Origin of the sequence: Agrobacterium albertimagni AOL15, from assembly GCF_000300855.1 — a bacterium.
Lineage (GTDB): Bacteria > Pseudomonadota > Alphaproteobacteria > Rhizobiales > Rhizobiaceae > Allorhizobium > Allorhizobium albertimagni.
Genome location: NZ_ALJF01000009.1, coordinates 1 through 21608 on the forward strand (window position 1 = coordinate 1; position 21608 = coordinate 21608).

Sequence of the window (21608 nt, forward strand, 5' to 3'; positions counted from 1 at the left end):
GGGCGGCCAGATAACAACGCGAGCTCGCAGCTCAAAGTCAATTCGGCCTGCCCGCTTCTTCGCACTCCGACGCCCCTGTCCCGACACGACAATTCTAACATGACAGGATAGAATCTGCCGAGCGTTCGTGGGACGCCGATGACAACATGCCCGATAACAACATTGCTGAACGAGCCATGAGACCGCTTGGAATTGGTCGGAAAAACTGGCTGTTTGCCGGCTCGGACAAGGGCGGAGAGCGCATCGCCAACATTCTGACCATCATCGAGACGGTCAAACTGCACGGTCATAATCCGGAGGTCTATCTGACAGATGTCCTGACCCGGATCCAGGATCACCCCAAGGATCGACTTGAAGACCTGCTGCCTTGGAACTGGGCGCCGGCAAAAGCTCGACACGAGGCCGTCTGATGGCTCGCTCAAGGTTCATCTACACACTCAGCCAAGTCGCCGGCATGATCAGCGAAAACCTCGAACTGATCGAGGAAATCACCGCAAACTCCGACAACATCTCCGAAGGCGAACTGGTTTACGTCGGTGATGGCAGTGAGGATGGCACGAAGGGTCTGACCGAGAACGGCATCGAAGAGCTTCAAAGCCTACTTGCCGACATCAGGACGTGGGACGGCGGTATCCGCGAGTTCCTCATCGAGACACAATGCGATCCTGAAATAATCGACCGCATCATGGTCGATGAGATGAAACGCGGCCTATAGCTTCCATCTCTCGACACCCGGAAATGCGTTCTCCGGACGCTCACAGAGCATCGGCGCGCGCAGCCTTCTCGGCCATGGCAAGGACCATGGCTTTCAGGGTCTCTACATCATCTGGGAGCTGCAAATCGGGCGGCGTCATAAGGCCTACCAGAGCATATTTTGCTCCGATTTTCCTGCCCTTTCAGACGGTTGATTCACTTCGCCGCAGGCCTTTACCCAACACTCTCCGGCGGTTTTACCGCCACCGAGCGGAACCGTTTCCAGTCCATGCCGTCAACGAGCGCCATGAGCTGGGCATGGTTGAGCTGCACCCGGTTATGGCCGATCCGAGGCCAGCAGAACTGCGCCTTCTCCAGCCGCTTCGAGTAGAGGCAGACCCCTGATCCATCCCACCAGACGATCTTGACGCGGTCGGCCCGCTTCGCCCGGAAGACATAAAGAGAGCCGTTGAACGGATCACTGCCGGCATCCCGCACCAGCGATAGCAAACTGTAAGGCCCCTTGCGGAAGTCGATGGGATGGCTGGCGAGGAAGACCTTTACACCTGCGGGGATCATGCTGAGCGAACCGCCCGGATCACGCGCTGCAGATGAGCTTCTTCCACATGCTGGCCGGCCCGCACGACGATACCGCCAATGACGATTTCGACGACGGAGTCGGGCCCACGTGCTGCGCTCTGCGGTTCAACTGCCGGCGCTGCTTGTCCAGGCTCATCACTGCCCAACAGTTCTCTGCGCCAGCGGTAGAGTTGAGATGGCAGGATCCCAATTTGCCGCGCGACTGCCGACATGTTCACACCGGGCTGACAGGCTTGCTCAACCGCTGTGGCCTTGAACTCGTCGGACCAGAACCGCCGCAACTGTCGCGGCGACCCGTCAAGGCGATCGGGCACCGCCTCAATCATTCGCATCAATCCAAGGCTAGCCGCAGGCCTAGACATAGATCCTCACATTCAGAGAACTCGTATGTCCAGAATACCCTGCCCAGCATCAGCCACGCCAGATGAGGTCTCCTTGCCGCTTACGCTCGATCGGTTGCTTTGACAGGTTCATTCTTATTGTTTCGCGGAATTCACGTAATTAGTGTTCGATGAGCGCTGTGAACGGGAGCTATGTGTTCGCTTTTACCCATCTTCCATCCCCCCATAACTGTCATCACAAACAAAATGTAAGGGTACATGTAAAAATCAACGTGATTGTATAAGCTTCCCCGAAGGTGTGAAAGCATGGAAACAGTCAGCATGACTGCTGCGAACCATGCGCCGACTGAATTGACCCGGCGAGCAAAGCCGAACAGCCATCCATGCAGGAAAAAGAAGACGGCGATAAGTGGAAGTCCGCCAACGAAGTAGAAATTGAGATAAAGATCTGTCTCAACTGGCCACTGCTCGGTCGCGCGGATCGCCCACGCATCAGGGCGGTAAATGTCTGTAAGCATATGGTTCATATCGAAATAAGACGACGGGTCCATCCATCCCATTGTCATCCAGATCTTGTTGAGCGGCATGAAGAACGTGGTGAGCAAGCCTGGGTCGAAATCGCGGATGGACACAGCGAGGTTATGCAAGGCTGTAAAATAGTTCGCTGTAGACATCACCATGCCCCACGAACTCAATATGCTCTGGTGGCGAAAATACATGCCGACGATGAAGACGGCCACTCCAGCTCCGAGTAAGGCGAACAGCTTCCAGCTCCAGAATCTTGATGTCACCAACCAAGGTGTCAAGCTGAGTATCAGCAATAGCATGATCTGCATTTTGCTGCCGTGGACTGGCGACGTGACCGCCACCCACGCGAAAAACAGTGCAAGGAGACCGTATCGTCTCCATCGGTAGGCTAAGAACCCCGTCAGCATTGCCAGGGCCAAGGATGAGAAGTGGCTGATGATCACATAGACGCCGGTGCCCGCACGGTTTAGAAATGCGTCACCTGGATTGCGAAGCCAGGTCTCAAAGCCGCCACTACCCAGTATGATCGCGAAAATCGCTGCAGTTGACATGGCATAAAGGGGAGCGGCGAGCCGAACGACAGTACTCTCACTCACATCTGGCAGCGCAAGATGTATCGGGCTCGTCGCCAGCCCTGCCCGCTCGCCAAAGTGAATGGCAAGCGCAGCAACACTATATACCGAGAAGGCAAATGCAAAAGAGAGGCGATATTCCGGCATGCCTAGCTGACCTGCATAGAGCGAAGCCATGGTTGGTGCAAACACGAACCAAGCTCCATAGTAGATGTAAAGCATCGTCAGAGGAGACAGCACTCGGCTAGGCTGGCAGGCGAAGAACACACCAATGTAGAGCAGCAAAAAGATTGGGAACGTGTGCCAGCCCACTATGTGGAAGGCGTAAACCAAGGCGTTCCCAAAAACGAGTAGTGAAATCCGAACGGCGTCGATCGAAAGCTTCATGCCGGCTAGGTTCTTTTCATCAGAAAGGCGTGCCGCACTTGGTCCAGCTTGGCGCTGGATTTGGGGTCCTGTCTCAAGTGCGAAATAGTGGTACGGACAACAGCAAATATGAGCGCAATGAGCCCGGTGAGAGCTCCAGCGGCTATTCCGTGAATCAAGGGCCGTGCTGTGCTGCTCGCTTCAATCTGCTGCGTAGAAATGTTGTTGGTCCATGCTTGAGCTGCGGAAAGCCGCTGAGATTGGTTTTTGACATGGCTGGTCAGCTTTATCACTTCCAGGATGGTCTCAGCACTCCTTCCATCGTCCGCCACTAATTGCTCAAGCAGTTCTTTCTGCCGCTCAAGCAATTCTGCGTACACATCAATCGCCGTCTTCAACGCTTCAGCGATTCTTGATCGCTCCTTTCTGATAACTGAGATGGCCTCTTCTCGGGTCGGCGATAGCGTCGATATACTGATTACCCGCTCACTCACGTTAACCGTAACGCCGTCACTTGGTTCATCCTGAAAAATTAACGCGACAGCATTGTCAACGATATCATTCGCTACAAAATGGGGCACTTGGAAGCGCGTGTTTGCGGTGTAGGGCGAGGACGTTGTGGACGACATGAGGTAAACAATGGCGGCAGCAACTAGTGGAACGAATATTAAAATCACCCAGTAGCGCGCAACAAACACAGCCAGATCGAGAAGATCTATTGCTTCTACTTGTTTCTCCGGCCTGATATCTTCAACCATATCGTCAATGCCCTTTTCTCACTGCAGCGGTCAACTAGCGGTTTAATGCGGCGAATGCAATTACCTTTCGCTCTTGCGAGGCACTCCGCGTAAGGAAGTCTATCGCCGATGCCCTCATAACTCCCAGCCTTCTTGGATATAAAAAGCGATGATGCAGAGTAAGGCTTCGCGCGGTCCAGGCGAGTTAAGGGTTGCGTTTGTTTCTTTCAGCCTTTTTAAGATGCGGTATAAGCTCACGGCAAATGTCACTGCATCATTCGGCGCTGAGCGGTTCTTGAAGGACGATAGTTCCTAGGTTAATGAGGCCACCAACAATGAACGACGTCCAGGACAACCCTAGTCAGGCGAGGCTGGATAATCTTCTTACATTGCGGGTACTTGCAACATTTGCCGTAGTTTTCGGACACGCTGCGTCATTCTTCAGTGCATTCTCGTGGTCTCAGTTCCCCGCTGCACCGTACATCCAGAGCCAAGCCGTCACTGTGTTCTTCTTAGTGTCCGGCTACACAATCGCGTGGGTATGCGATCGGGACGCCGCGAAAGGACTTGGCGTATGGACTTTCGTTTTCGACCGCCTTGCTCGGCTCCTCATTCCTCTCGTCCCAATTCTGCTACTCGTCGCTGCACTCGAATCATACATCTTTGATGTTCATCCCTATGCGCAAAATTTCAACTTGCGGACGCTGGTTGGAAATTTTTTGTTCCTTCAGACCATAGTAGTCGACTCGTTTGCGACAAATCGCCCACTGTGGACGATTTCGCTTGAGTTCTGGATCTACCTTGCATTTGCTGGGTCGTTTTTTGCTCTCATGGCGAACAATTGGCGCACCGGCATGGGATCCGTTGTTATCTCGACGCTTGGCTACTGCGCACTCAACGAAGAGATTTTGGGGGGGCGCGGCGCTGGTTTGCCCGTTGTTTGGATTTTGGGAGCTCTGATATACTGGGCATTGAAGCGCGCGCCGCTAGCTCGCCCACGCACCTATCTGGCAGTGTTCCCCCTATCAGTAATGGTGCTGACGATGCTCGCTTCAAACCGAAACTGGCCACCAGACGGAACATATTCACCAACATACAATTTGGTCGTCAGCCTAGCTTTCTTCATCTACGTCAGTGTATGCCCCAAACTTCCGGCTTGTTGGAATAGAATGATGGCATGGTTTGGCTCATTTGCTTACACCGTCTACTTGGCCCATTACCCAATTCAATACTGGATCTGGAGTTTCGAGGTTCTGCCCAGAAACGCCGCTGGCGCGACCGGCGCTGTTGCAGCTAGCCCTGCGATCTCATGGGGCCTCGGATGGCTATTTGAACGGCGCTATAAACGGTTGCGCGAAATTATACGGTATAAGCTACAAGTCATCACGCGTTCACGGACCTCCGTGAGTGTCTGAATGAGCGACGAACAAAACCACACTGCTACAGCACTAGACGAATCACATATTGGCTTTGCGACTAACGATGTCGAAGTGGGAACGAATAGGTCGTTGCCGCTACGGAGTCAGGACGGCTTGGGAGAGACATTTGCCGAAAAATTCATTCTTGGTGATCGGCCAAGGTTCCATTGGTCAACGCCACGCTCGCCTACTTCAGAAACACGGCGAGGTCAGCACAGTTAGTTCCGTCGCCGATTACTCTTTCCGTAGCATATCCGAAGCAGTTCGAGGGCGCCACTACACGCACGCAGTGGTGGCCAACATGACAAGTCATCACGCACGCACCGCTTTCGATCTTGCCCAATGTGGTTTTACTGGACACGTTCTCTTAGAAAAACCTGCTTGCTCAAACGTACATGAGATAAGTCAGCTCGTTGAGTCTTCTAGAGCTTTCGCAGGGGTGTCTGTTGGCTATAACCTTCGCTTTCACCCAGTCATTCAAGCGTTGCGTCGGTGTTTGCAGGGCAAAAAGGTTATCGAAGCTCGATTGTCGGTGGGACAATTGCTTTCCGAATGGAGGCCTGGCTCAGACTATAGAAACGGCTCCTCTGCGAATAGGTTGGCAGGTGGCGGGGCTTTGCGCGACTTGAGCCACGAGTTAGACCTAGCACTTTCGATCTTTGGGCCATGGAAGAGGCTGGTGGCGCTTGGAGGAAATTTTCAGCGCTTAGATATAGAAACTGATGAAGCATGGTCGATCATCATGGAAACTGAAAAATGTCCCATGGTGTCTATCTGTATGAACTACTTTGACCAGCCGGGAAATCGGTCAATTAGAGCAACGACGGACGATACCTCGATTATAGCAGATTTGAGCGAGGGGCGGATTACTTCTAGCAGCCTCAGCGAGGATTTCGTGGTGAAGAGAGATGATACCTATCAGCTTTTGCACCAGGATTTCATAGAGCAGCAGGGGCAATCATGCACTTTAACCGACGGCATTGCAGTAGTCCGTCTGATGGATGCCATTGAGAAATCAAACTCCCAAAGGAATTGGATCGAAGCATGAAACGAATTTGCACCATTTGCGCTCGAGGCGGCTCCAAAGGCCTTCCGGGCAAGAATGTCATGCCTCTTCTGGGTAAGCCCCTTATAGCGTGGTCCGTTGAGCAAGCTGTCCAATCTGGACTTTTCCAATACGTCGCGGTGTCGAGCGACGATGACACGATCCTCGAAGCAGCAGAAACCGCTGGCGCTAAGATACTAATTCGCCGACCAAGCGATTTGGCCACTGACAGTGCCGCTAAAGTACCCGCAATACTCCACGCCCTAAGGACAGCAGAAGCTCAGACCAATGAAATTTTCGACATATTGGTCGACCTGGACGCAACTTCACCGCTTCGGCTCGTCGAAGACATCTCAGGAGCAATTCGCTTGCTCGAAAGCACGGGCTGCACAAACGTGATCACTGGGGCAAAAGCCCGCAGATCACCTTACTTTAACCTAGTTGAGCGCTCGCCGGATGGATTTATCAATCTCTCGAAGCCGAGCCAGATCACGCGACGGCAGGACGCCCCTGCAGCTTTCGACATGAATGCTTCAATCTACGCATGGCAGAGAGATGCGTTCAACAGCACTCCTAAGGTCTTCTACGACGACACACTTCTCTATGAGATGCCTGAGGATCGCTCACTGGACATAGACACGCCACTCGATTTTAAGATCGTCGAGTTGATTTTGCGCGAACGGGGCGGGAGCAACCGTCAAGATGCTTTCAGCCTTGAAGGGAAGGTTGCAGTAGTTACAGGGGCATCCGGAATATTGGGGCGTTATTTCTGCCGCTCGCTTGCTGAACGTGGCGCCATCGTAGCGGCATTGGACTTAAAAGGTACGGGAGAGGTTGCCGATGAAATGCAAAGAATCTCCGGACGTAGCCTGGGAATTGACATGGATGTATCGGATCCGAGTTCATGTATGTCGGCAATAGAACGCATAGAACAAACACTGGGGCCGGTGGATATTCTTCATAACAACGCTGCATCTAAGGGACCCGAACTGGCCCGCTTCTTTGATCCTGTCGAAACCTTTTCACCTGAAATTTGGCGCGACATCATGAAGGTTAATATTGACGGTTACTTCTTCATGGCGCAAGCCGTTGGACCGCGCATGGCAAAACGTGGGCGGGGATCAATCATTCAGACCTGCTCAATCTACGGCGTAGTCGGTCCCGACCAGCGTATATATGAAGGTTCCGATTATTTGGGCATGCCAATCAACACCCCGGCTGTATACTCAGCATCCAAGGCGGGCGTCGATGGGCTAACGAAGTATCTGGCCACGTATTGGGGGAAGGACGGCGTGAGGGTGAATAGCCTAACACCCGGAGGGGTAGAAAGTGGGCAGAACAAAGAGTTTTCGCGACGTTACTCGGCACGCGTTCCACTCGGCCGCATGGCAGCGCCAAGTGACATTGCTAACGCCTTGGCATATCTCGCTTCAGACGCTTCGAGCTATGTGACAGGGCACAACCTTATCGTTGATGGCGGCCTCACCGCGTGGTGATAGCATTCCAGAGATGCATACCTGTGCGGCGCCATGCTCTGATCCCCAAAAACTGGAGGGAGGTCGGGTCTCAGGTCATGATGCATGTCCAGCGCCACGGCGGCGCTGACGGAGGAAAGGCAGATGACACAGGTGCAATACCCTTGCGATCGACCTCGCGAAGCGAAGCGTTCCAGCCTGTGGATCGGATAGCGGCGGGGCTCAGCGCGGAAGTAAATCGATAATTTTGGTGACCACATGCGAGCACTCATTAGTCTCATTCGTCAGGTCGTGCACGACAGACCTAATGCCCACATTTTCGTATTCTGATACTAGGGTTGATCGGTACGACACCACCAGATCTACGACTGGGAACAATGTGTTGTCTTCTATGATTTTCCAACTCCGATTTCTACATGAAGCAGGTAACCCGGCTAGCGGATGCGGTTTGTAAAAAGCATTAATTGCCCGACCTTGCAGTCGGTCAAGCACCGAAAGTTGCAGGTCTGCACATAGAGGATGACCAACAAATAAAACTCTAGGCGATTCGTCGGTAGCAACTAGCGTCAGGGTTATCAGTGGTTTGAAGAGATGGGTTACCACTCCAATTGCGGCGTGAGAAGTCAGTACAACTGAACGAAACATACGATCAGCGGCATCGTCGTAGACATAGAGGGTCGTCACTGTGGATAGTTTGCAGGGTGGGACAAAATGCTCTTCCTCTTCACCAATGGCGCCGATGTAACCATGCTGCACGAGCGTCAACTTTCGGCCAGGCCGACGTGCTCGGCGCGCAGCTCGGACTGTCATGTCTACCAAGACAGCCCAGCGATCAAAGTGCTCGGCCATCACAAAGTCCGCATCTAAACGTGACAAGGCAATTCGAACTAGAAACCAAGGAACGGCCGTGTAAGTCTGTAAAATCCACCTGCGGCGGCGTGCGTCTCGACCCATCGTCCAAGTGGCGATAACGGCAAGTTTCACTGCAAGTGCAATATCTCGATACCCTATTAGGTGAAGGAGTGAGAAGTCCTGCCGCCTACCCTCACCCACGTTTATCCATGGAGGGACAATCCACACTTCTGGCGCAGAAATTTCCGGCGCCTTGACAACCTCAACCGCGCGGCTGGACAGTGCAAGACCGACCTTATCTGCGTTCTGAAGAACAGAACTCTCGTTCGGGCCCAGTCGACACCGAAGCCACAACAACTGTCCTCCTCGTAGCAAGTGAAAAGGAAGCCCCACCGTAAGCCGCCAAAGCGTGGCAAATAGCGCAACCAACTGCGTAAATGACGCTTTTTCTGGAAAGCGCCCTAACCAGAGGGGTACCCGCGGAATGAAGCCGACGCTCTCAGGCTTCTTATTCGCACGCTGCAGGAACAACAGGTCGGTTGCGATCTCATTGTCTGTTGCCGCACGATACTCCACAACATAACGGCGGGTGGTGTAATCTAGCATCTGGAATGGCCTTTCACGTTAACTGACAGTCTCAATCTCTGTCGACCGTTAACCGACCAAACAAATGGACGCAGACCGCACTTTTCCAAACTAAAATGACGCCGAACACGACGTTCAAGGCAAGTGGAATACTGGATATGCCGATAACAGGATTTAGAGTGTATATTACCGCAATAAATATAGCTGCTGCAACGAGATGGCTTGCGACGATCGTCCCGTCGTAGTTGTGTGCGTAAAGTGCGAGATGAGGAACAGAGCTTATGCCGTAGAGAGCGATTGCCAAAACTATTGGAGCCAAGAGGCCCATATTCTGCTGATAGACAGGGTTTGGTAAGAACTCCAAGAAGAAGACAAAGCCAAACCAACAAACGGTCGATAGAAACACCACGGCACCTGCAACCGTAGCTGCAAGGCGGCGCATTTCCGTCCGAAATTCTTCACTTTTCCCGGATCTGGCTGCTAGTACGATTCGAGGGTATGCGAAGTCGACAATACCAGCGTCAACGAATGAGAGGATAGCAGTCGCGACGCCTATGAAAAGGACATATGCGCCCAATACTTCTGCTCCGCCGATCAATTCAATCCAGACGCGGTCAATGGTAAAAACACCACGCAGCGAAAGGCTGGCAATCATGAGCGGCAGCGCGACGGATAGTCCTTTGACAATCCAGCGCCAATTTATAGAATTTGCACCAGTTTGGCCGGTTAACCGGAGAAGCGTCCTAAGGCTGAGCAAAAGTCCCACCGCCGAACCGGCCGTCCAACTTGCTAGCACGAAGTCAAGATTCCTAAGCTGTGGTAGTGCCAGCATGGCAGCAATCGCGACGAGGCACCACGCACCACCGCGCAAAAACAACACGACGCTAGAAAGCAAGGGGCGCGACAGGGCGACCAACACTCGGCCCGCCTCTAACCCTAAGTGCTCGAGGACTAAGAGTGCGGCGAACCAATATCCGTAACGCGCAGGAAGAGTATCGGTGAAGAACACCAGAACGATGATCGGGGAAATGATCAGATAAGTTACTGCATAAAGCGCAGCCTGGTTTCGCACAATCGCTCGTACATGGCCAGGACCTTGGGCAATAATCTCGCGAATCGAAAACGTATAAAACTCCCAACCAACAAGATACATGGTCCATCCGATGGCAGCTGTTAAGAGCCCATAATGGCCAACATCAGCCGGTGACATCGATACCGCCATAAAGGCGAGCATGCCAAATTTCGCGGCGAGAGTGAGCCCACGCAAACTTACATTGAGAACCCGGGTAAAGTTCGTGTTCATTCAACCGTTGCCGATCAAGTTTTATGGTTCAAATGACAATGCGGTTACGTTTGCCTTGATCGGGCGCCACACGCTAAATTAATGGCTACGCTACGCTTTTTATGGCGGAAACAACACGGTCAATGCTCTCGTCGGTCATGTTTGAGCCTGACGGGAGGCAGATACCTCTTTCAAAGAGGCTATCCGACACAGATGCTGGGTGATGGGGGTAATACTGGCACTCTGCGAAGACCGGCTGGAGATGCATTGGCTTCCAAACTGGCCGGGCTTCAATGAAGTCAGCTGACAGTAGAGTGATCAGGTCTTTTGCTTTAATCGGGCTATCGTCGTCCAAAGTCGCCACGGAAAGCCAGTGGTTAGAACGACTCCAACTTGGCTCTGGCATCCAGTGTAGCCATTGCAAGTCCGCTAGTAACGAACGGTAAGTGTTGAATACACGACGCCTGGCGTTCACTCTCTCATCGAGCACACGCAACTGCCCCCGCCCCACGCCGGCGAGGATGTTGCTCATACGGTAGTTGTAGCCGATGGTCGAATGTTGGTAGTGCGGCGCGGGATCGCGAGCCTGCGTGGCGTAAAAGCGAGCACGCTTGGCAAAGTCCTCGTTCTCCGTGACCAACATGCCACCACCAGATGTGGTGATTATCTTATTGCCATTGAATGAGTAGATGCCCATAGCACCGAACGTGCCGGATGGCTTGTCCTTGTATGATGCACCAAGGGACTCAGCGGCATCCTCCACAATCGGCACACCATAGCGTTGGCAAAGCGCGATGATTGGATCCATATCGGCGCTCTGACCGTATAAATTTACAACAATCACTGCTTTTGGCAGGCGACCTGCATTATATGCTTCAAAAAGGGCTCGCTCTAGAGCTTCTGGCGACATGTTCCAGCTTTCAGGCTCAGAGTCGATAAACACAGGCTCGGCGCCTTGGTAAACTATAGGATTAGCACTGGCAGCAAAAGTTAGTGTCGAACAAAAAACCACATCGCCTGGTGCCACGCCCAACATAATGAGTGCCAAGTGAATAGCGGCGGTTCCTGAGCTGAGTGCCACCGCATGGGATGCCCCCACCTTCTCTGCTAGCTCCCGCTCGAAAGCGTCGACATTGGGCCCTAAGGGAGCTATCCAGTTCGTCTCAAACGCTTCCGCTATGAAATCTAACTCGCTGTCGCCCATGTGAGGAGTCGAGAGCAGTATTTGCTCGCCAATGCGCGACCGCTCAAGCACATCGACAACACGATTAGCCTCATCTACCACTGGTAGATGGTTTATACCGTGCTTCTGCATCAAACCGAGCGCCTCCTGACGAGTATATCGAGGCGGGATTGTGACTGAGCTTATGCGTGGGAGATTGCTCAGAGTCTCATCAAGAGAGCCGCTAGCCAACAGCAAACGCCGCAGGTCACCATCAGTGACTGTACGCAGAAATCGTCCGTCGCCAGCGATCAGCAGCAAGATCCCCTTGCCAGACTCGTTCAGCCTTGCGAGAGCCTCTTTTACGGTGGCGCTTTCGCCTAAACTAAGGACTGCAATCGACACTACATTCTCCTGTTATTCAAAGGCACAGCAGGAACACCTGCATATGTGGATCCTGCACTTAAATCAGATGTGACAACTGCGCCTGCGCCAACCACAACGCCAATTTCGATTTTGCGCGCCGGGAGGATATTGGCGCCCGCGCCAATCAACACCAAGTTGGCGAGGGTAACCCCGCCACCCAACGTGGCCCCGGGTGCGACATGGACGAACTCACCCAATACACAGTCATGATCCACGACGGAATTGTGGTTTATGATAGCCCCCTGACCAATTGTGGCGCGCGCGGCGACGATTGAGCCGGCAGCGAGGAAAGCCCCAACACCCACGCTCGCATGAGCGGAAACCGTTGCCATGGGGTGAATGATGGTGCGAAGCTTAGCACCTACAGCGACGAGATTACGCGACACACGCTGCCGTACGACATTATCTCCAATTGAAACGTGGACATCCCTACCCGTCAGCCGCTCAGCCCCAGAAAGATGGCGGACTTGGATTCCAAACAATTTAAACTCAGAGCTGACCTCATCTTCTGTCCAGACCTCGATGGTATCTGGCTCTACGCCGGCTGCCAGCAGCGCGTCTACCGTCACTGCGCCCTGGCCTCCTGCGCCAATCACGTTGATAGGGTCAGTAGGCATTGGCCTTGTCCATTACAGAAGGGTCGCTCAAATCTAGCTGGCGCAATGCAGCGATAATACGTGGCGCAGCTGCGCCGTCTCCATAAACGTTCTCGGTCGTGAAACGCGGCGTTGCAAGAGCCTGCACAATGCCGAGCGCCACCGATTCTGGATCGGTAGGCACATCAATAACATTCGCGTTTCGCTCCCGGAGGTTTTGACGAGAGCCAATATTGATAACCGGTGTACCAAAACTAGCTGCCTCGATGATCCCACTGCTCGAGTTACCCACTAGCAAAGCGGCGTCCCGTATGGCGGAAAGATATTCGCTACGCGGCATGTGCGTTACCAGCGTGATGCGATCCTGTGCTGAGAAATGCTCAAGCACCTCGATGATGCCAACACTACCAGCATCCGAATTGGGCCTGAGGGCGAGAACCTGTAGGCCTGCCGCTAGCATCGCATCAAGTGCTGCTCTAGCACCCTCAGCCGCCTCATCGGCTTCTTGCAAAACTGGGTGGTATAGAAATATGGCGACAGGACTATCACCGCCAACGCCGTATTTAGAAAATACTTCCTTTCCATTGTGGCACGCTAGCTCTGTAATGCCATCTAACCCTGGAGCGCCAACCACGGTGATCATATTCTCTTGCTCACCCATCCGTACCAACCTTTCGCGGCTTTCGGACGTCGCCACTAGGTGTAAATGAGCAAGTTTAGAAATGGCATGTCGAACAGGCTCGTCAACCGTGCCGGAGCGCTCACCTCCATGGATATGTGCGATTGGGATATTAAGGTGGATCGCGGCGATTGCGCACGCCAGCATCTCACCACGATCGCCTAGCAGCAGAACGATATCGGGGCGATCGACCGTAAAAGCGGACACCAAGGCAATTACAATTTTCCCTATGTTGATCGCAGTGAGGCCACCGCTTGGCATACCCGACTCGACATCAATTCTTCTGGGCAGCGGAAGGCCCGACTTTTCGATCTCCTCGATCGTGTGTCCAAGCAGTGGGTCGAGATGCATTCCTGTGGCGTAAATCGTCAATTCCATGTCGGCTTGAGCGTCGATAGCCGACAATGTCGATCTCATAAGGCCAAAGTCGGCACGAGTGCCGGTCAGATAGGCTATGCGTCTCTGCCGCATCACGCTAGATCGCTCCACTGAAGCGTCTCACCCGCCGAGATATCCCGAATGGCTCGCCTTCCGGTCACTGAATTCAGCTCGGCGGGGGAAATTCCAGTGCCAGGACGGAGTAGCACAAGATCCGAGGCATTGATGACGGCCCCTGCTGCGATTGCGTATTTGCTCGTGACACTGCGTCGCACCAAAGCTCGCACGGGCAACTCTGATTCTTTGGGTTCCTTAACACCATTGCCTCGTGCACGATCTACAAGGCGAATAGCCTCAACCATGGAGGTCAGCTCTCTAGGATCAAGAGACGCACCATGATCAGGTCCAGCCAGGGTCTTATCAAGAGTGAAGTGCTTCTCAATTACCTCTGCGCCCATGCCCACCGCGGCGATTGGGATCGTGATCCCAAGTGTATGATCTGAGTAACCTACCGGTACACCGAGCTCGTCGCCAATGGTGCGCATAGCCAGAAGGTTTACATCGTCGGGCGCGGCCGGATAGTTGGAAGTGCAATGTAGTATAACTAAGGAATTAGCGAATGCCCCGCCGGGGCATGCTCGACCTACGACTTCCGCGGCCTCACGCACCTCATCAATTGTTGCCATGCCTGTGGAAAGAATTATCGGCAGTCCGGACGATGCCATATGCCGCAGGAAAGGGTGATTGGTTATCTCACCTGAAGGGACTTTTACACGCTTGATTCCCAGCGACACAAGGTAGTCGAACGAGTCCTCATCGAAGGCTGTCGACATAAACTCAATACCTCGCTCATGGCATCGCTTGAGTATGCATTCATGCATTTCAACCGACATCTCCAAGCTCTTTAGCATGTCATATTGGTCACCAGCACCAGTGGCCTTTTGCTGATAGAGAGCTTTTTCAGCGCCACGTCTTACCAGCTTATCCGCGGAGAAGGTTTGAAATTTAACCGCATCGGCTCCGGCATGTGCGGCAGCGTCAACAAGCTGCAGCGCCATATCTAGGCTTCCATTGTGATTGACGCCCGCTTCAGCAATGATGAATGTCGATTTCACAATAGGGTCTGCCAAATTATTGGTCCTCCAGAAACACTGTCTTCCGTCCTCTCAACCAGGACGCCGAGTTAAACACCATAGAACAAGACCGCCGACACTTCCTACTGTGCGCCAAGAGGCCAGTTGGACGTTTTGTCCGTAGCACTAGACGAGCTTGTCATTCGAACGCTGAATACCGTCAAAGGCAATGTCACCTGATCAGAAGATCTGGCAACCCCGTTAGCTGCAACATGCATCCTTTGATCGAGATCGATGGCTTGGAAGCCATGTCGCTTGCGCGCGAGTCCCAACCAGCTGCATAGTTTTATGTTTGGGCGCAAAAAACCGGAACAACGAGCTATGAGTAAGCGATTCCCTCACTTGAGCTACACTGTCATCAGTCTCCACACAAACAAACGCCTTCCCGATTGGCCCCAGGTAAGTTCTCGACAAGCAAAAACCCATAGTCACACCGCACAGATCAACCGAAGTAATAGAGACTCCCTCACATCTGCTCCCCAACAGACAAAATGGAAAACAGTTGGGTACGAAGATTGCTTTGGCAGCTAACGCCTCAATCCTAAGCTGAATCTAAAGTGCTTCGATCATTCTCGGAGGATCCAATACCCATCGACTGGAGGTGCGCTAAGGAGTTATGTTAGAACCACGGATCTTATCTCCCGAACCCGCACCTGTCGCCGTCTCAACAATGATTTTAACGTCAAGCCCAAGTGATTGTAGCTGTAGATACTCGCGATCACACTGGGCAAGGCCTGCAGGGTTACTCATGTCTATCCCTCGGACTTGTGCTAGGCCGGTAATACCAGGCTTTATGGCGAACACTCCCTGGCCTCTGCGTTCAAGAATCATGTCTGTTTGATTGGGCAAACATGGTCGTGGCCCCACAAGGCTCATCTCGTTTCGTAGGATGTTGATCACCTGTGGTAACTCATCCAGTTTTGTACGTCTCAGGAAGTGACCAATAGGTGTGACGGCGGATATAGGTACTTCATGAGTCCCCACATTCGGCGCCGAAGCAAACATCGTTCGGAACTTGAGGCAAGTGAACTGCTCTTCATTCCGCCCTACGCGCTGTTGGCGAAAAATGCCTGGCCCGGGAGATTGGAGCCTTATCGCCACCCATATCGCAATCATTGCCCACCAGAGCAGCGCCACTATTGACAGTGAAAACGCCAAATCTACGAAGCGCTTGGCTTTACTGAAGACTACATTCTCTCCCTGTCCAGCGGTGACAATCATGTTTCTGATGCCGTCGCCTTCCAGCGGCTCCAGATTTCTTAGAGTGTCGGCCAACTGCGACACATGGACAGTTGGCTTAAACGCTTTCAGGACCTCGAGAGCCGCGCGGCGAAACGGCGTCGGAAAACGATTTAGCACGGCAAGCTTTCCACCAAGCTGATCCCCTACGACCGCCGGCAGATAGAGCACCCATCGTCCAATGCCTTCAACAGTTGCGAGACGCTCGACCGCGAGGCGTTTCGACTCGGCATAACTGGTCTTGTCGTTCAGTTCCAAGGCATGGGTGGATGAGATGAAAACGAATGTGCGGATGCCAGCTGCTTTTGCTTTTCGACAGACTTCGATCGGCATATCTGCATTGATTCTCACAAAGCTGTCCCAATCTGCGACTTGGTTGTTGTTAAGCACAGCCAAGTGTAGAATGCAGTCAAATCCGTTCGCCAGCTTTAAAAAATCGCTGTAGCTGCTGGTCGCGATCCCCGGAAAAAGATTGTCTAAAATCTCCCTTTTGCGCCCGACGAGCAAAAGGTCGCAACCTCGAGCCTTCAACAGCGGCACGAGCTGTTTGCCTATGAAGCCGCTAGCCCCGGTTACTACAATACGCATAATTACGTCCCGTCATTGCTATGGCTTCTCGCTCTTGGCCACGATATCGAAAAGAATGCGGCGCGCGGTTTGCTCGTCACGAGCGCTCACAGCCGCCCTAAGAGTGACCAATGCATCATCGAGGAACGACAATGTAGTATTGGTCGCACGCAATATTTTAGGATGCTGTGTGCGACTTGCCGTCGAATCGTCGTAGAAGAGTTCCTCATACATTTTTTCGCCGGGTCGTATACCCGTTTCCACAATTTCAATGTCGCCGTTCGGATATTCTGGTGAACGAATTTTGAGACCTGCAAGCCGAACCATACTCTCCGCGAGGTCTGAAATGAGTACCGGCTCTCCCATATCGAGCAGGAATACATCGCCCCCTTGCGAAAGTGAGCCTGCCTGCACAATGAGCTCAGCTGCCTCTTTAATTGACATGAAATAGCGTGTCATTGCGCGATCGGTGAGGGTGATGGGCCCACCATTGGCTATCTGTTGCTTAAACAGTGGAACGACAGATCCGTTCGAGCCCAAGACATTTCCAAATCGTACAGCACAGAACCGCTGCTCCGTACGCTCCATAGCGATACGATGAGCTTTCTCTTGGACAATCAACTCTGCCCAGCGCTTGGTTGCGCCCATCACATTGGTGGGGCGCACAGCCTTGTCAGTGGAAATTAATACGAAGTCACGAACACCCAATCGATACGACGCATCTACCACCGTTTTCGTACCGAACACGTTGTTACAAATACCTTCCAAGGCATTAGCTTCCACCAGCGGCACATGTTTGTGCGCCGCAGCATGGAACACTACATCGACGTCATGATTAGCAATCGTCTCCTCAACTCGTTTCTCGTCGATGACCGACGCCAACACAGGCACGATAGAGATTTCCGCGTTGGCCAACTCTAACTCGATACGGTATAACGCGAACTCGTTGGCCTCGAACAATACCAAGCGCCGTGGCCTCCACTGCGCAATCTTACGGCAAAGCTCCGATCCGATAGATCCACCAGCGCCCGTTACCATGATCGTGCGTCCAACGATCATATCCCGGATGAGGCCGAGGTCTGGAGGGACTGGAGACCGCCCGAGAAGATCATCAATCTCAATCTGCCGAACTTGGCTCACCAGATAATTGCCTGAGACAAGGTCCGCTGCGGCAGGTAGTGACATTACCTTTATCTGGCCTTTGGCCAACTCAGACACAATCGCTTTGCGTCGCGCTGCGTTAATTGAAGGCATCGTGAGAATAACCTGTTCCACGCCGTAATCGCGAATCAAGCTAGACAAACTGCTTGGAGGATAGACACGCAATCCCGCCACCTCACGACGATGAAGATCTGAATTGTCATCAAGAAAACCAGCGATCATATGCGTGCCACGCAGCGACATGGCAAGCTGGGTACCGGCCTCACCTGCACCGTAGATTACTACCGCAGGGTTTTTTGAAGTTGAACGCGGGCTGCTCCTATTGAATAAGAGCTTTGCCGCAAACCGGCTCCCAATGACACAGATTGTCGCCAGCGCCCAATAAATCACTGGGACCGAACGAGGCACAACGTTGTAGATAACGAATTGACTCAAAAATACGACTGCTAGCCACAATAATACGGCGAGCGCTACAGCGCTTACCATTTTCCAGAGTGCACGCTCGGGCAGATATCGAATTACTGCGCGATAAAGGCCCATCCTTACAAAGACTGGAAGCGCCACCACGGGGCCAGCAAGTATGATGAACCAAGCTTCCGCACTTGCAGGCGGAGCCCAATAATCGAGCCGCAGCGAAAAGCTACCCCAAAGAACAAGTGCCAGCAGCACAAAATCAAAGCAGATCATAACAAAGCGCTTCCACCCACGCGGAAGAGCGACGAGAACACTTCTTATTCTTTTTATCATGAGTGTATCAATAGCCTAGCTAGTTCGGTCGGCGGCCGACAGGGCCGAAGCGGCTTTATACAGCAACGATCAATTTTTCAAGAACCGGCGACAAAATGGGACGAATTGTCGTCGTACACTGTAGCCCCCAAACCCCTGGATGATGGCCGCAGACATCTCATGCGACCGCCTTAAGCGAATCTGCAAATTCGTGACCGTCCTTGTATCCCTGGCTTAGCTGTTGCGAAAACTGCGGTGAGGTTGAGGGCGTAGTGGTTGCCAGATTGAAAAATTAGATATCCTTACGCCTGGATACGAATCGGCAAAGCCTGGCACGCTAAACGTCGATCTGCGCCGGCTGCCCTAATCAGTTTGATCCGATGTTGTTGACCCGTCGGGCATGATTTGACATACAGGCCGGATCTGCGACGGACGCTCGGCTGCCGAGGATAGCAATCGGGCTGCAAATGTGAACTGCGTTGGTTTCGCGACGTCTATTTGAAGAGAACTCATGGCCGCCCACCGGATAATTTGTTCCAACTGTATCATGGACACTTCTGACTCGAAAATCGTGTTCGATGAGCGAGGTTGGTGTGAGTATTGCAACAATTATCATCAGAACATCCTGCCGAATTGGCATCCTGATGAGCGCGGGATGAGGGAACTAGAGCCCGTTCTCGAGCAAATCCGGAAAGACGGTCGCGGCAAAGAGCACGACTGCATCATCGGACTCAGTGGAGGCGTAGACAGTTCCTACGTTGTTCTGCTGGCACGCAAGTTTGGCTTGCGTCCACTATTGTTCCATGTTGATGCAGGCTGGAATTCGCAACAAGCCGTCAATAACATCGAGAAGTTGGTAGACGGGTTGAATCTTGACCTTCACACCGAGGTCATTAACTGGCAGGAGATGAAAGACCTGCAGTTAGCGTTCTTCAAGGCGCAGGTGCCGCACCTTGACACGCCCCAGGACCACGCATTTTTCGCGGGCCTATATAACTATGCCGCCAAGAATGGCATCAAATACATATTGACTGGTGCCAACTATTCGACGGAGTGCGTGAGGGAGCCACTAGAGTGGCACTATCACGCATCTGACCTCCGTCAGCTCAAAGATATACACAAGCGCTTCGGAACCCGCCCACTTAAGACTTTCCCTCTCGCCGACATTTTCAAGTTCAAAATCTATTATCGCTTCGTGAAAGGTGTTCGGGTCGTTAAGCCGCTCAACCACGTGCCCTATTTCAAAGAAGCTGCTATGCAAGAACTGGCAGACACATTCGGCTGGCAGCGTTATGCGCACAAGCACTACGAGTCGCGCTTCACGCGCTTCTATGAAGGCTACTGGCTGCCGACAAAGTTTGGTTACGATAAGCGTCGAGCCCATTTTTCTAGTCTGATCTTGACTGGACAGATGACTCGTGACGAGGCTCTGGAGAAGATCTCCAAACCCGCTTACGACCCCGAAGAAATTGCACAGGATTTCGAGTACATCGCAACCAAGCTCGGCCTGAGCGTTGACGAGCTCAGGGCCCTTCACGCCGGCCCTAATAAGACCTATAAAGACTATAAAAATGCAATGACTTTCATCGATCTTGGTACCAGAGTACTTCGTGTTCTTGGTGTGCAAAAGGCCGTAATGCGGTGATCACGATCGTTGACTATGGCTTGGGGAACGTAAAGGCGTTCTCCAATATGTATAAAAGGCAGAATATCGAAACGCGCTTAGCGCGCTCGCGTGATGATTTGGCCGGGGCCAGTAAGATTATTCTGCCGGGCGTGGGACATTTTGATCATGCCATGGATCTCCTCGACCGCTCAGGTATGCGCACAACACTTGACGACCTGGTAGTTAATCAATGCCTACCGGTGATGGGCATCTGTGTCGGCATGCAGATGTTGGCCAATAGCAGCGAAGAAGGACAACGAAGGGGGCTTGGTTGGATACCAGGGCACGTTCAGTCGCTATATAAGCTGCCAATTGGGAACAACATGCCACTGCCGCATATGGGCTGGAACGACTTATCGATATCGCGACCCTTCGCGCTATTTTCTGGACTGGAATCGAACTCACGATTCTATTTTCTGCATTCATTCTACTTCGCTGCCGCAAACGATGACAGTGTTGTGGCTACCGCTAACTATGGCAAAGACTTTCCTTGTGTGGTCCGATCTGGGAATGTGACTGGCGTTCAGTTCCACCCGGAAAAGAGCCATCATTGGGGCGCGCGGTTGCTAAAGAATTTTGCGGAGCTTTAGGCCATGCTTCGTTCGCGCATAATTCCATGCCTGCTCGTTAGCGATGGAGGTCTTGTGAAAACTCAACGGTTCGGAGAGCCAAAATATGTGGGCGATCCGATCAATGCCGTGAAGATTTTCAACGAAAAAGAGGCGGACGAATTAGTCGTCCTCGATATAGATGCCACTAGCCAGGGGCGGCAACCTGACTTCACGATGATCAGCCAACTAGCTGTCGAATGCCGCATGCCGCTATGTTATGGTGGCGGCATAACAACTCGTGAACAGGCCAAGCGAATTGTTGGGCTGGGCGTTGAGAAGATATCTCTGAGCGCCGCAGCTATAGCCAATCCGGCTCTAGTAACGGAAATAGCAGATGAGGTTGGCAGTCAAAGCGTAGTCGTCGTTCTCGATGTTAAGAAGCCCGTATTTGGGAAAGAATTTGACGTCTACACCCACAACGGCTCAAAGAAGGTCCGCGGTGGGCTCAATAGCTTGATCGCGGAGTTTGAGCGGCGCGGTGCCGGAGAACTGGTAATCAACTCTATTGATCGCGATGGCATGATGAAGGGATACGACCTGAATCTTGCTGAGCACGTTCGTGCAACGACTAGATTACCAGTCACCATTTTGGGCGGCGCTGGATCGCTCGAAGACATCGGAGCCTTGATCGATCGATGCGGCCTGATAGGCGCGGCCGCAGGCAGTCTGTTTGTCTTTAAGGGTAACTATCGCGCCGTGCTAATCAATTACCCGAACCCCATCCAAAAAGACGAAATCGTTCTACGCGGCAAATAGATTGCACAGAGTAG

20 protein-coding genes are annotated in these 21608 nt (G+C 52.7%); 8 read left to right on the top strand and 12 right to left on the bottom strand.

The genetic code is table 11. The annotated features are described in order from the left end of the window. Positions 1–107 precede the first annotated feature (107 nt). Positions 108–410 (top strand): transposase domain-containing protein, encoded by a 303-nt coding sequence (locus tag QWE_RS11205; RefSeq protein ID WP_276306993.1) that lies wholly within the window; start codon positions 108–110, stop codon positions 408–410. Further along, positions 410–715, top strand: a complete 306-nt coding sequence (locus tag QWE_RS25985) for a hypothetical protein (protein ID WP_006726234.1) — start codon at positions 410–412, stop codon at positions 713–715. The genes QWE_RS11205 and QWE_RS25985 overlap by 1 nt, the downstream gene beginning before the upstream one ends. A gap of 212 nt (positions 716–927) precedes the next feature. Here QWE_RS25985 and tnpB read toward each other — a convergent pair whose 3' ends face one another. From tnpB to QWE_RS11230, 4 genes are all read right to left on the bottom strand, one after another. Continuing rightward, positions 928–1272 (bottom strand): IS66 family insertion sequence element accessory protein TnpB, encoded by a 345-nt coding sequence (gene tnpB, locus QWE_RS11215; protein ID WP_006726236.1) that lies wholly within the window; start codon positions 1270–1272, stop codon positions 928–930. After that, a complete protein-coding gene (locus QWE_RS11220) occupies positions 1269–1619 on the bottom strand; it encodes a transposase (protein WP_100220890.1) in 351 nt (116 codons plus the stop codon). The genes tnpB and QWE_RS11220 overlap by 4 nt, the downstream gene beginning before the upstream one ends. A gap of 167 nt (positions 1620–1786) precedes the next feature. Next, positions 1787–3121, bottom strand: a complete 1335-nt coding sequence (locus tag QWE_RS11225) for a hypothetical protein (protein WP_006726238.1) — start codon at positions 3119–3121, stop codon at positions 1787–1789. Between the two features lie 5 nt (positions 3122–3126). Next, a complete protein-coding gene (locus QWE_RS11230; RefSeq protein ID WP_006726239.1) occupies positions 3127–3858 on the bottom strand; it encodes a hypothetical protein in 732 nt (243 codons plus the stop codon). A 314-nt stretch (positions 3859–4172) separates the two neighbouring features. On the opposite strand from QWE_RS11230, the gene QWE_RS11235 reads away from it, so the two are divergent. The 3 genes from QWE_RS11235 to QWE_RS25630 all read left to right on the top strand — a co-directional run bounded on the left by QWE_RS11235 (position 4173) and on the right by QWE_RS25630 (position 7796). Next, a complete protein-coding gene (locus tag QWE_RS11235) occupies positions 4173–5252 on the top strand; it encodes an acyltransferase family protein (protein WP_006726240.1) in 1080 nt (359 codons plus the stop codon). A 130-nt stretch (positions 5253–5382) separates the two neighbouring features. Further along, a complete protein-coding gene (locus QWE_RS25255) occupies positions 5383–6303 on the top strand; it encodes a Gfo/Idh/MocA family protein (RefSeq protein ID WP_157790699.1) in 921 nt (306 codons plus the stop codon). Continuing rightward, on the top strand, positions 6300–7796 hold the full coding sequence (locus tag QWE_RS25630; protein WP_006726242.1) for an SDR family oxidoreductase: 1497 nt from the start codon (positions 6300–6302) through the stop codon (positions 7794–7796). The genes QWE_RS25255 and QWE_RS25630 overlap by 4 nt, the downstream gene beginning before the upstream one ends. 201 nt (positions 7797–7997) lie before the next feature. On the opposite strand, the gene QWE_RS25260 is transcribed toward QWE_RS25630, so the two are convergent. From QWE_RS25260 to QWE_RS11285, 8 genes are all read right to left on the bottom strand, one after another. Beyond that, complete coding sequence (locus tag QWE_RS25260; RefSeq protein ID WP_157790700.1) at positions 7998–9233, bottom strand: hypothetical protein; 1236 nt, start codon at positions 9231–9233, stop codon at positions 7998–8000. A gap of 31 nt (positions 9234–9264) precedes the next feature. Next, a complete protein-coding gene (locus QWE_RS11255) occupies positions 9265–10515 on the bottom strand; it encodes a lipopolysaccharide biosynthesis protein (RefSeq protein WP_006726243.1) in 1251 nt (416 codons plus the stop codon). Between the two features lie 85 nt (positions 10516–10600). Further along, on the bottom strand, positions 10601–12061 hold the full coding sequence (locus QWE_RS11260; RefSeq protein ID WP_006726244.1) for an aminotransferase class I/II-fold pyridoxal phosphate-dependent enzyme: 1461 nt from the start codon (positions 12059–12061) through the stop codon (positions 10601–10603). Beyond that, entirely contained in the window at positions 12061–12699 is a 639-nt protein-coding gene (locus QWE_RS11265; RefSeq protein ID WP_006726245.1) for a NeuD/PglB/VioB family sugar acetyltransferase, read from the bottom strand. The genes QWE_RS11260 and QWE_RS11265 overlap by 1 nt, the downstream gene beginning before the upstream one ends. After that, positions 12689–13828, bottom strand: coding sequence for a UDP-N-acetylglucosamine 2-epimerase (gene neuC / locus QWE_RS11270; protein WP_006726246.1), 1140 nt, complete (start codon positions 13826–13828; stop codon positions 12689–12691). The genes QWE_RS11265 and neuC overlap by 11 nt, the downstream gene beginning before the upstream one ends. Then, on the bottom strand, positions 13828–14865 hold the full coding sequence (gene neuB, locus QWE_RS11275; RefSeq protein ID WP_006726247.1) for an N-acetylneuraminate synthase: 1038 nt from the start codon (positions 14863–14865) through the stop codon (positions 13828–13830). Before neuB ends, neuC begins: the two co-directional genes overlap by 1 nt. 609 nt (positions 14866–15474) lie before the next feature. Then, positions 15475–16695 carry a sugar transferase gene (locus QWE_RS24700; protein WP_006726248.1) on the bottom strand — a complete coding sequence of 407 codons (1221 nt, stop codon included), beginning with the start codon at positions 16693–16695 and terminating at the stop codon, positions 15475–15477. Between the two features lie 18 nt (positions 16696–16713). Further along, positions 16714–18522 (bottom strand): polysaccharide biosynthesis protein, encoded by a 1809-nt coding sequence (locus QWE_RS11285; protein ID WP_006726249.1) that lies wholly within the window; start codon positions 18520–18522, stop codon positions 16714–16716. 550 nt (positions 18523–19072) lie between these two features. On the opposite strand from QWE_RS11285, the gene QWE_RS11290 reads away from it, so the two are divergent. Genes QWE_RS11290 through QWE_RS11300 form a run of 3 tightly spaced genes read left to right on the top strand, consistent with a single transcriptional unit; the run spans position 19073 to position 21594 of the window. Further along, positions 19073–20206 carry an N-acetyl sugar amidotransferase gene (locus tag QWE_RS11290; RefSeq protein WP_006726250.1) on the top strand — a complete coding sequence of 378 codons (1134 nt, stop codon included), beginning with the start codon at positions 19073–19075 and terminating at the stop codon, positions 20204–20206. Further along, positions 20203–20817 carry an imidazole glycerol phosphate synthase subunit HisH gene (gene hisH / locus QWE_RS11295; RefSeq protein WP_006726251.1) on the top strand — a complete coding sequence of 205 codons (615 nt, stop codon included), beginning with the start codon at positions 20203–20205 and terminating at the stop codon, positions 20815–20817. The genes QWE_RS11290 and hisH overlap by 4 nt, the downstream gene beginning before the upstream one ends. A 3-nt stretch (positions 20818–20820) precedes the next feature. Then, complete coding sequence (locus tag QWE_RS11300) at positions 20821–21594, top strand: AglZ/HisF2 family acetamidino modification protein (RefSeq protein WP_006726252.1); 774 nt, start codon at positions 20821–20823, stop codon at positions 21592–21594. Positions 21595–21608: the final 14 nt, after the last annotated feature.

Excerpts from the sequence above, each read along its gene's own strand:
- QWE_RS25985 (WP_006726234.1), top strand. The coding sequence starts at position 410 with ATGGCTCGCTCAAGGTTCATCTACACACTCAGCCAAGTCGCCGGCATG.
- tnpB (WP_006726236.1), bottom strand. The coding sequence starts at position 1,272 with ATGATCCCCGCAGGTGTAAAGGTCTTCCTCGCCAGCCATCCCATCGAC.
- QWE_RS11220 (WP_100220890.1), bottom strand. The coding sequence starts at position 1,619 with ATGATTGAGGCGGTGCCCGATCGCCTTGACGGGTCGCCGCGACAGTTG.
- QWE_RS11225 (WP_006726238.1), bottom strand. The coding sequence starts at position 3,121 with ATGAAGCTTTCGATCGACGCCGTTCGGATTTCACTACTCGTTTTTGGG.
- QWE_RS11230 (WP_006726239.1), bottom strand. The coding sequence starts at position 3,858 with ATGGTTGAAGATATCAGGCCGGAGAAACAAGTAGAAGCAATAGATCTT.
- QWE_RS11235 (WP_006726240.1), top strand. The coding sequence starts at position 4,173 with ATGAACGACGTCCAGGACAACCCTAGTCAGGCGAGGCTGGATAATCTT.
- QWE_RS25630 (WP_006726242.1), top strand. The coding sequence starts at position 6,300 with ATGAAACGAATTTGCACCATTTGCGCTCGAGGCGGCTCCAAAGGCCTT.
- QWE_RS25260 (WP_157790700.1), bottom strand. The coding sequence starts at position 9,233 with ATGCTAGATTACACCACCCGCCGTTATGTTGTGGAGTATCGTGCGGCA.
- QWE_RS11255 (WP_006726243.1), bottom strand. The coding sequence starts at position 10,515 with ATGAACACGAACTTTACCCGGGTTCTCAATGTAAGTTTGCGTGGGCTC.
- QWE_RS11265 (WP_006726245.1), bottom strand. The coding sequence starts at position 12,699 with ATGCCTACTGACCCTATCAACGTGATTGGCGCAGGAGGCCAGGGCGCA.
- neuC (WP_006726246.1), bottom strand. The coding sequence starts at position 13,828 with ATGCGGCAGAGACGCATAGCCTATCTGACCGGCACTCGTGCCGACTTT.
- QWE_RS24700 (WP_006726248.1), bottom strand. The coding sequence starts at position 16,695 with ATGCGTATTGTAGTAACCGGGGCTAGCGGCTTCATAGGCAAACAGCTC.
- QWE_RS11285 (WP_006726249.1), bottom strand. The coding sequence starts at position 18,522 with ATGATCTGCTTTGATTTTGTGCTGCTGGCACTTGTTCTTTGGGGTAGC.
- QWE_RS11290 (WP_006726250.1), top strand. The coding sequence starts at position 19,073 with ATGGCCGCCCACCGGATAATTTGTTCCAACTGTATCATGGACACTTCT.
- QWE_RS11300 (WP_006726252.1), top strand. The coding sequence starts at position 20,821 with ATGCTTCGTTCGCGCATAATTCCATGCCTGCTCGTTAGCGATGGAGGT.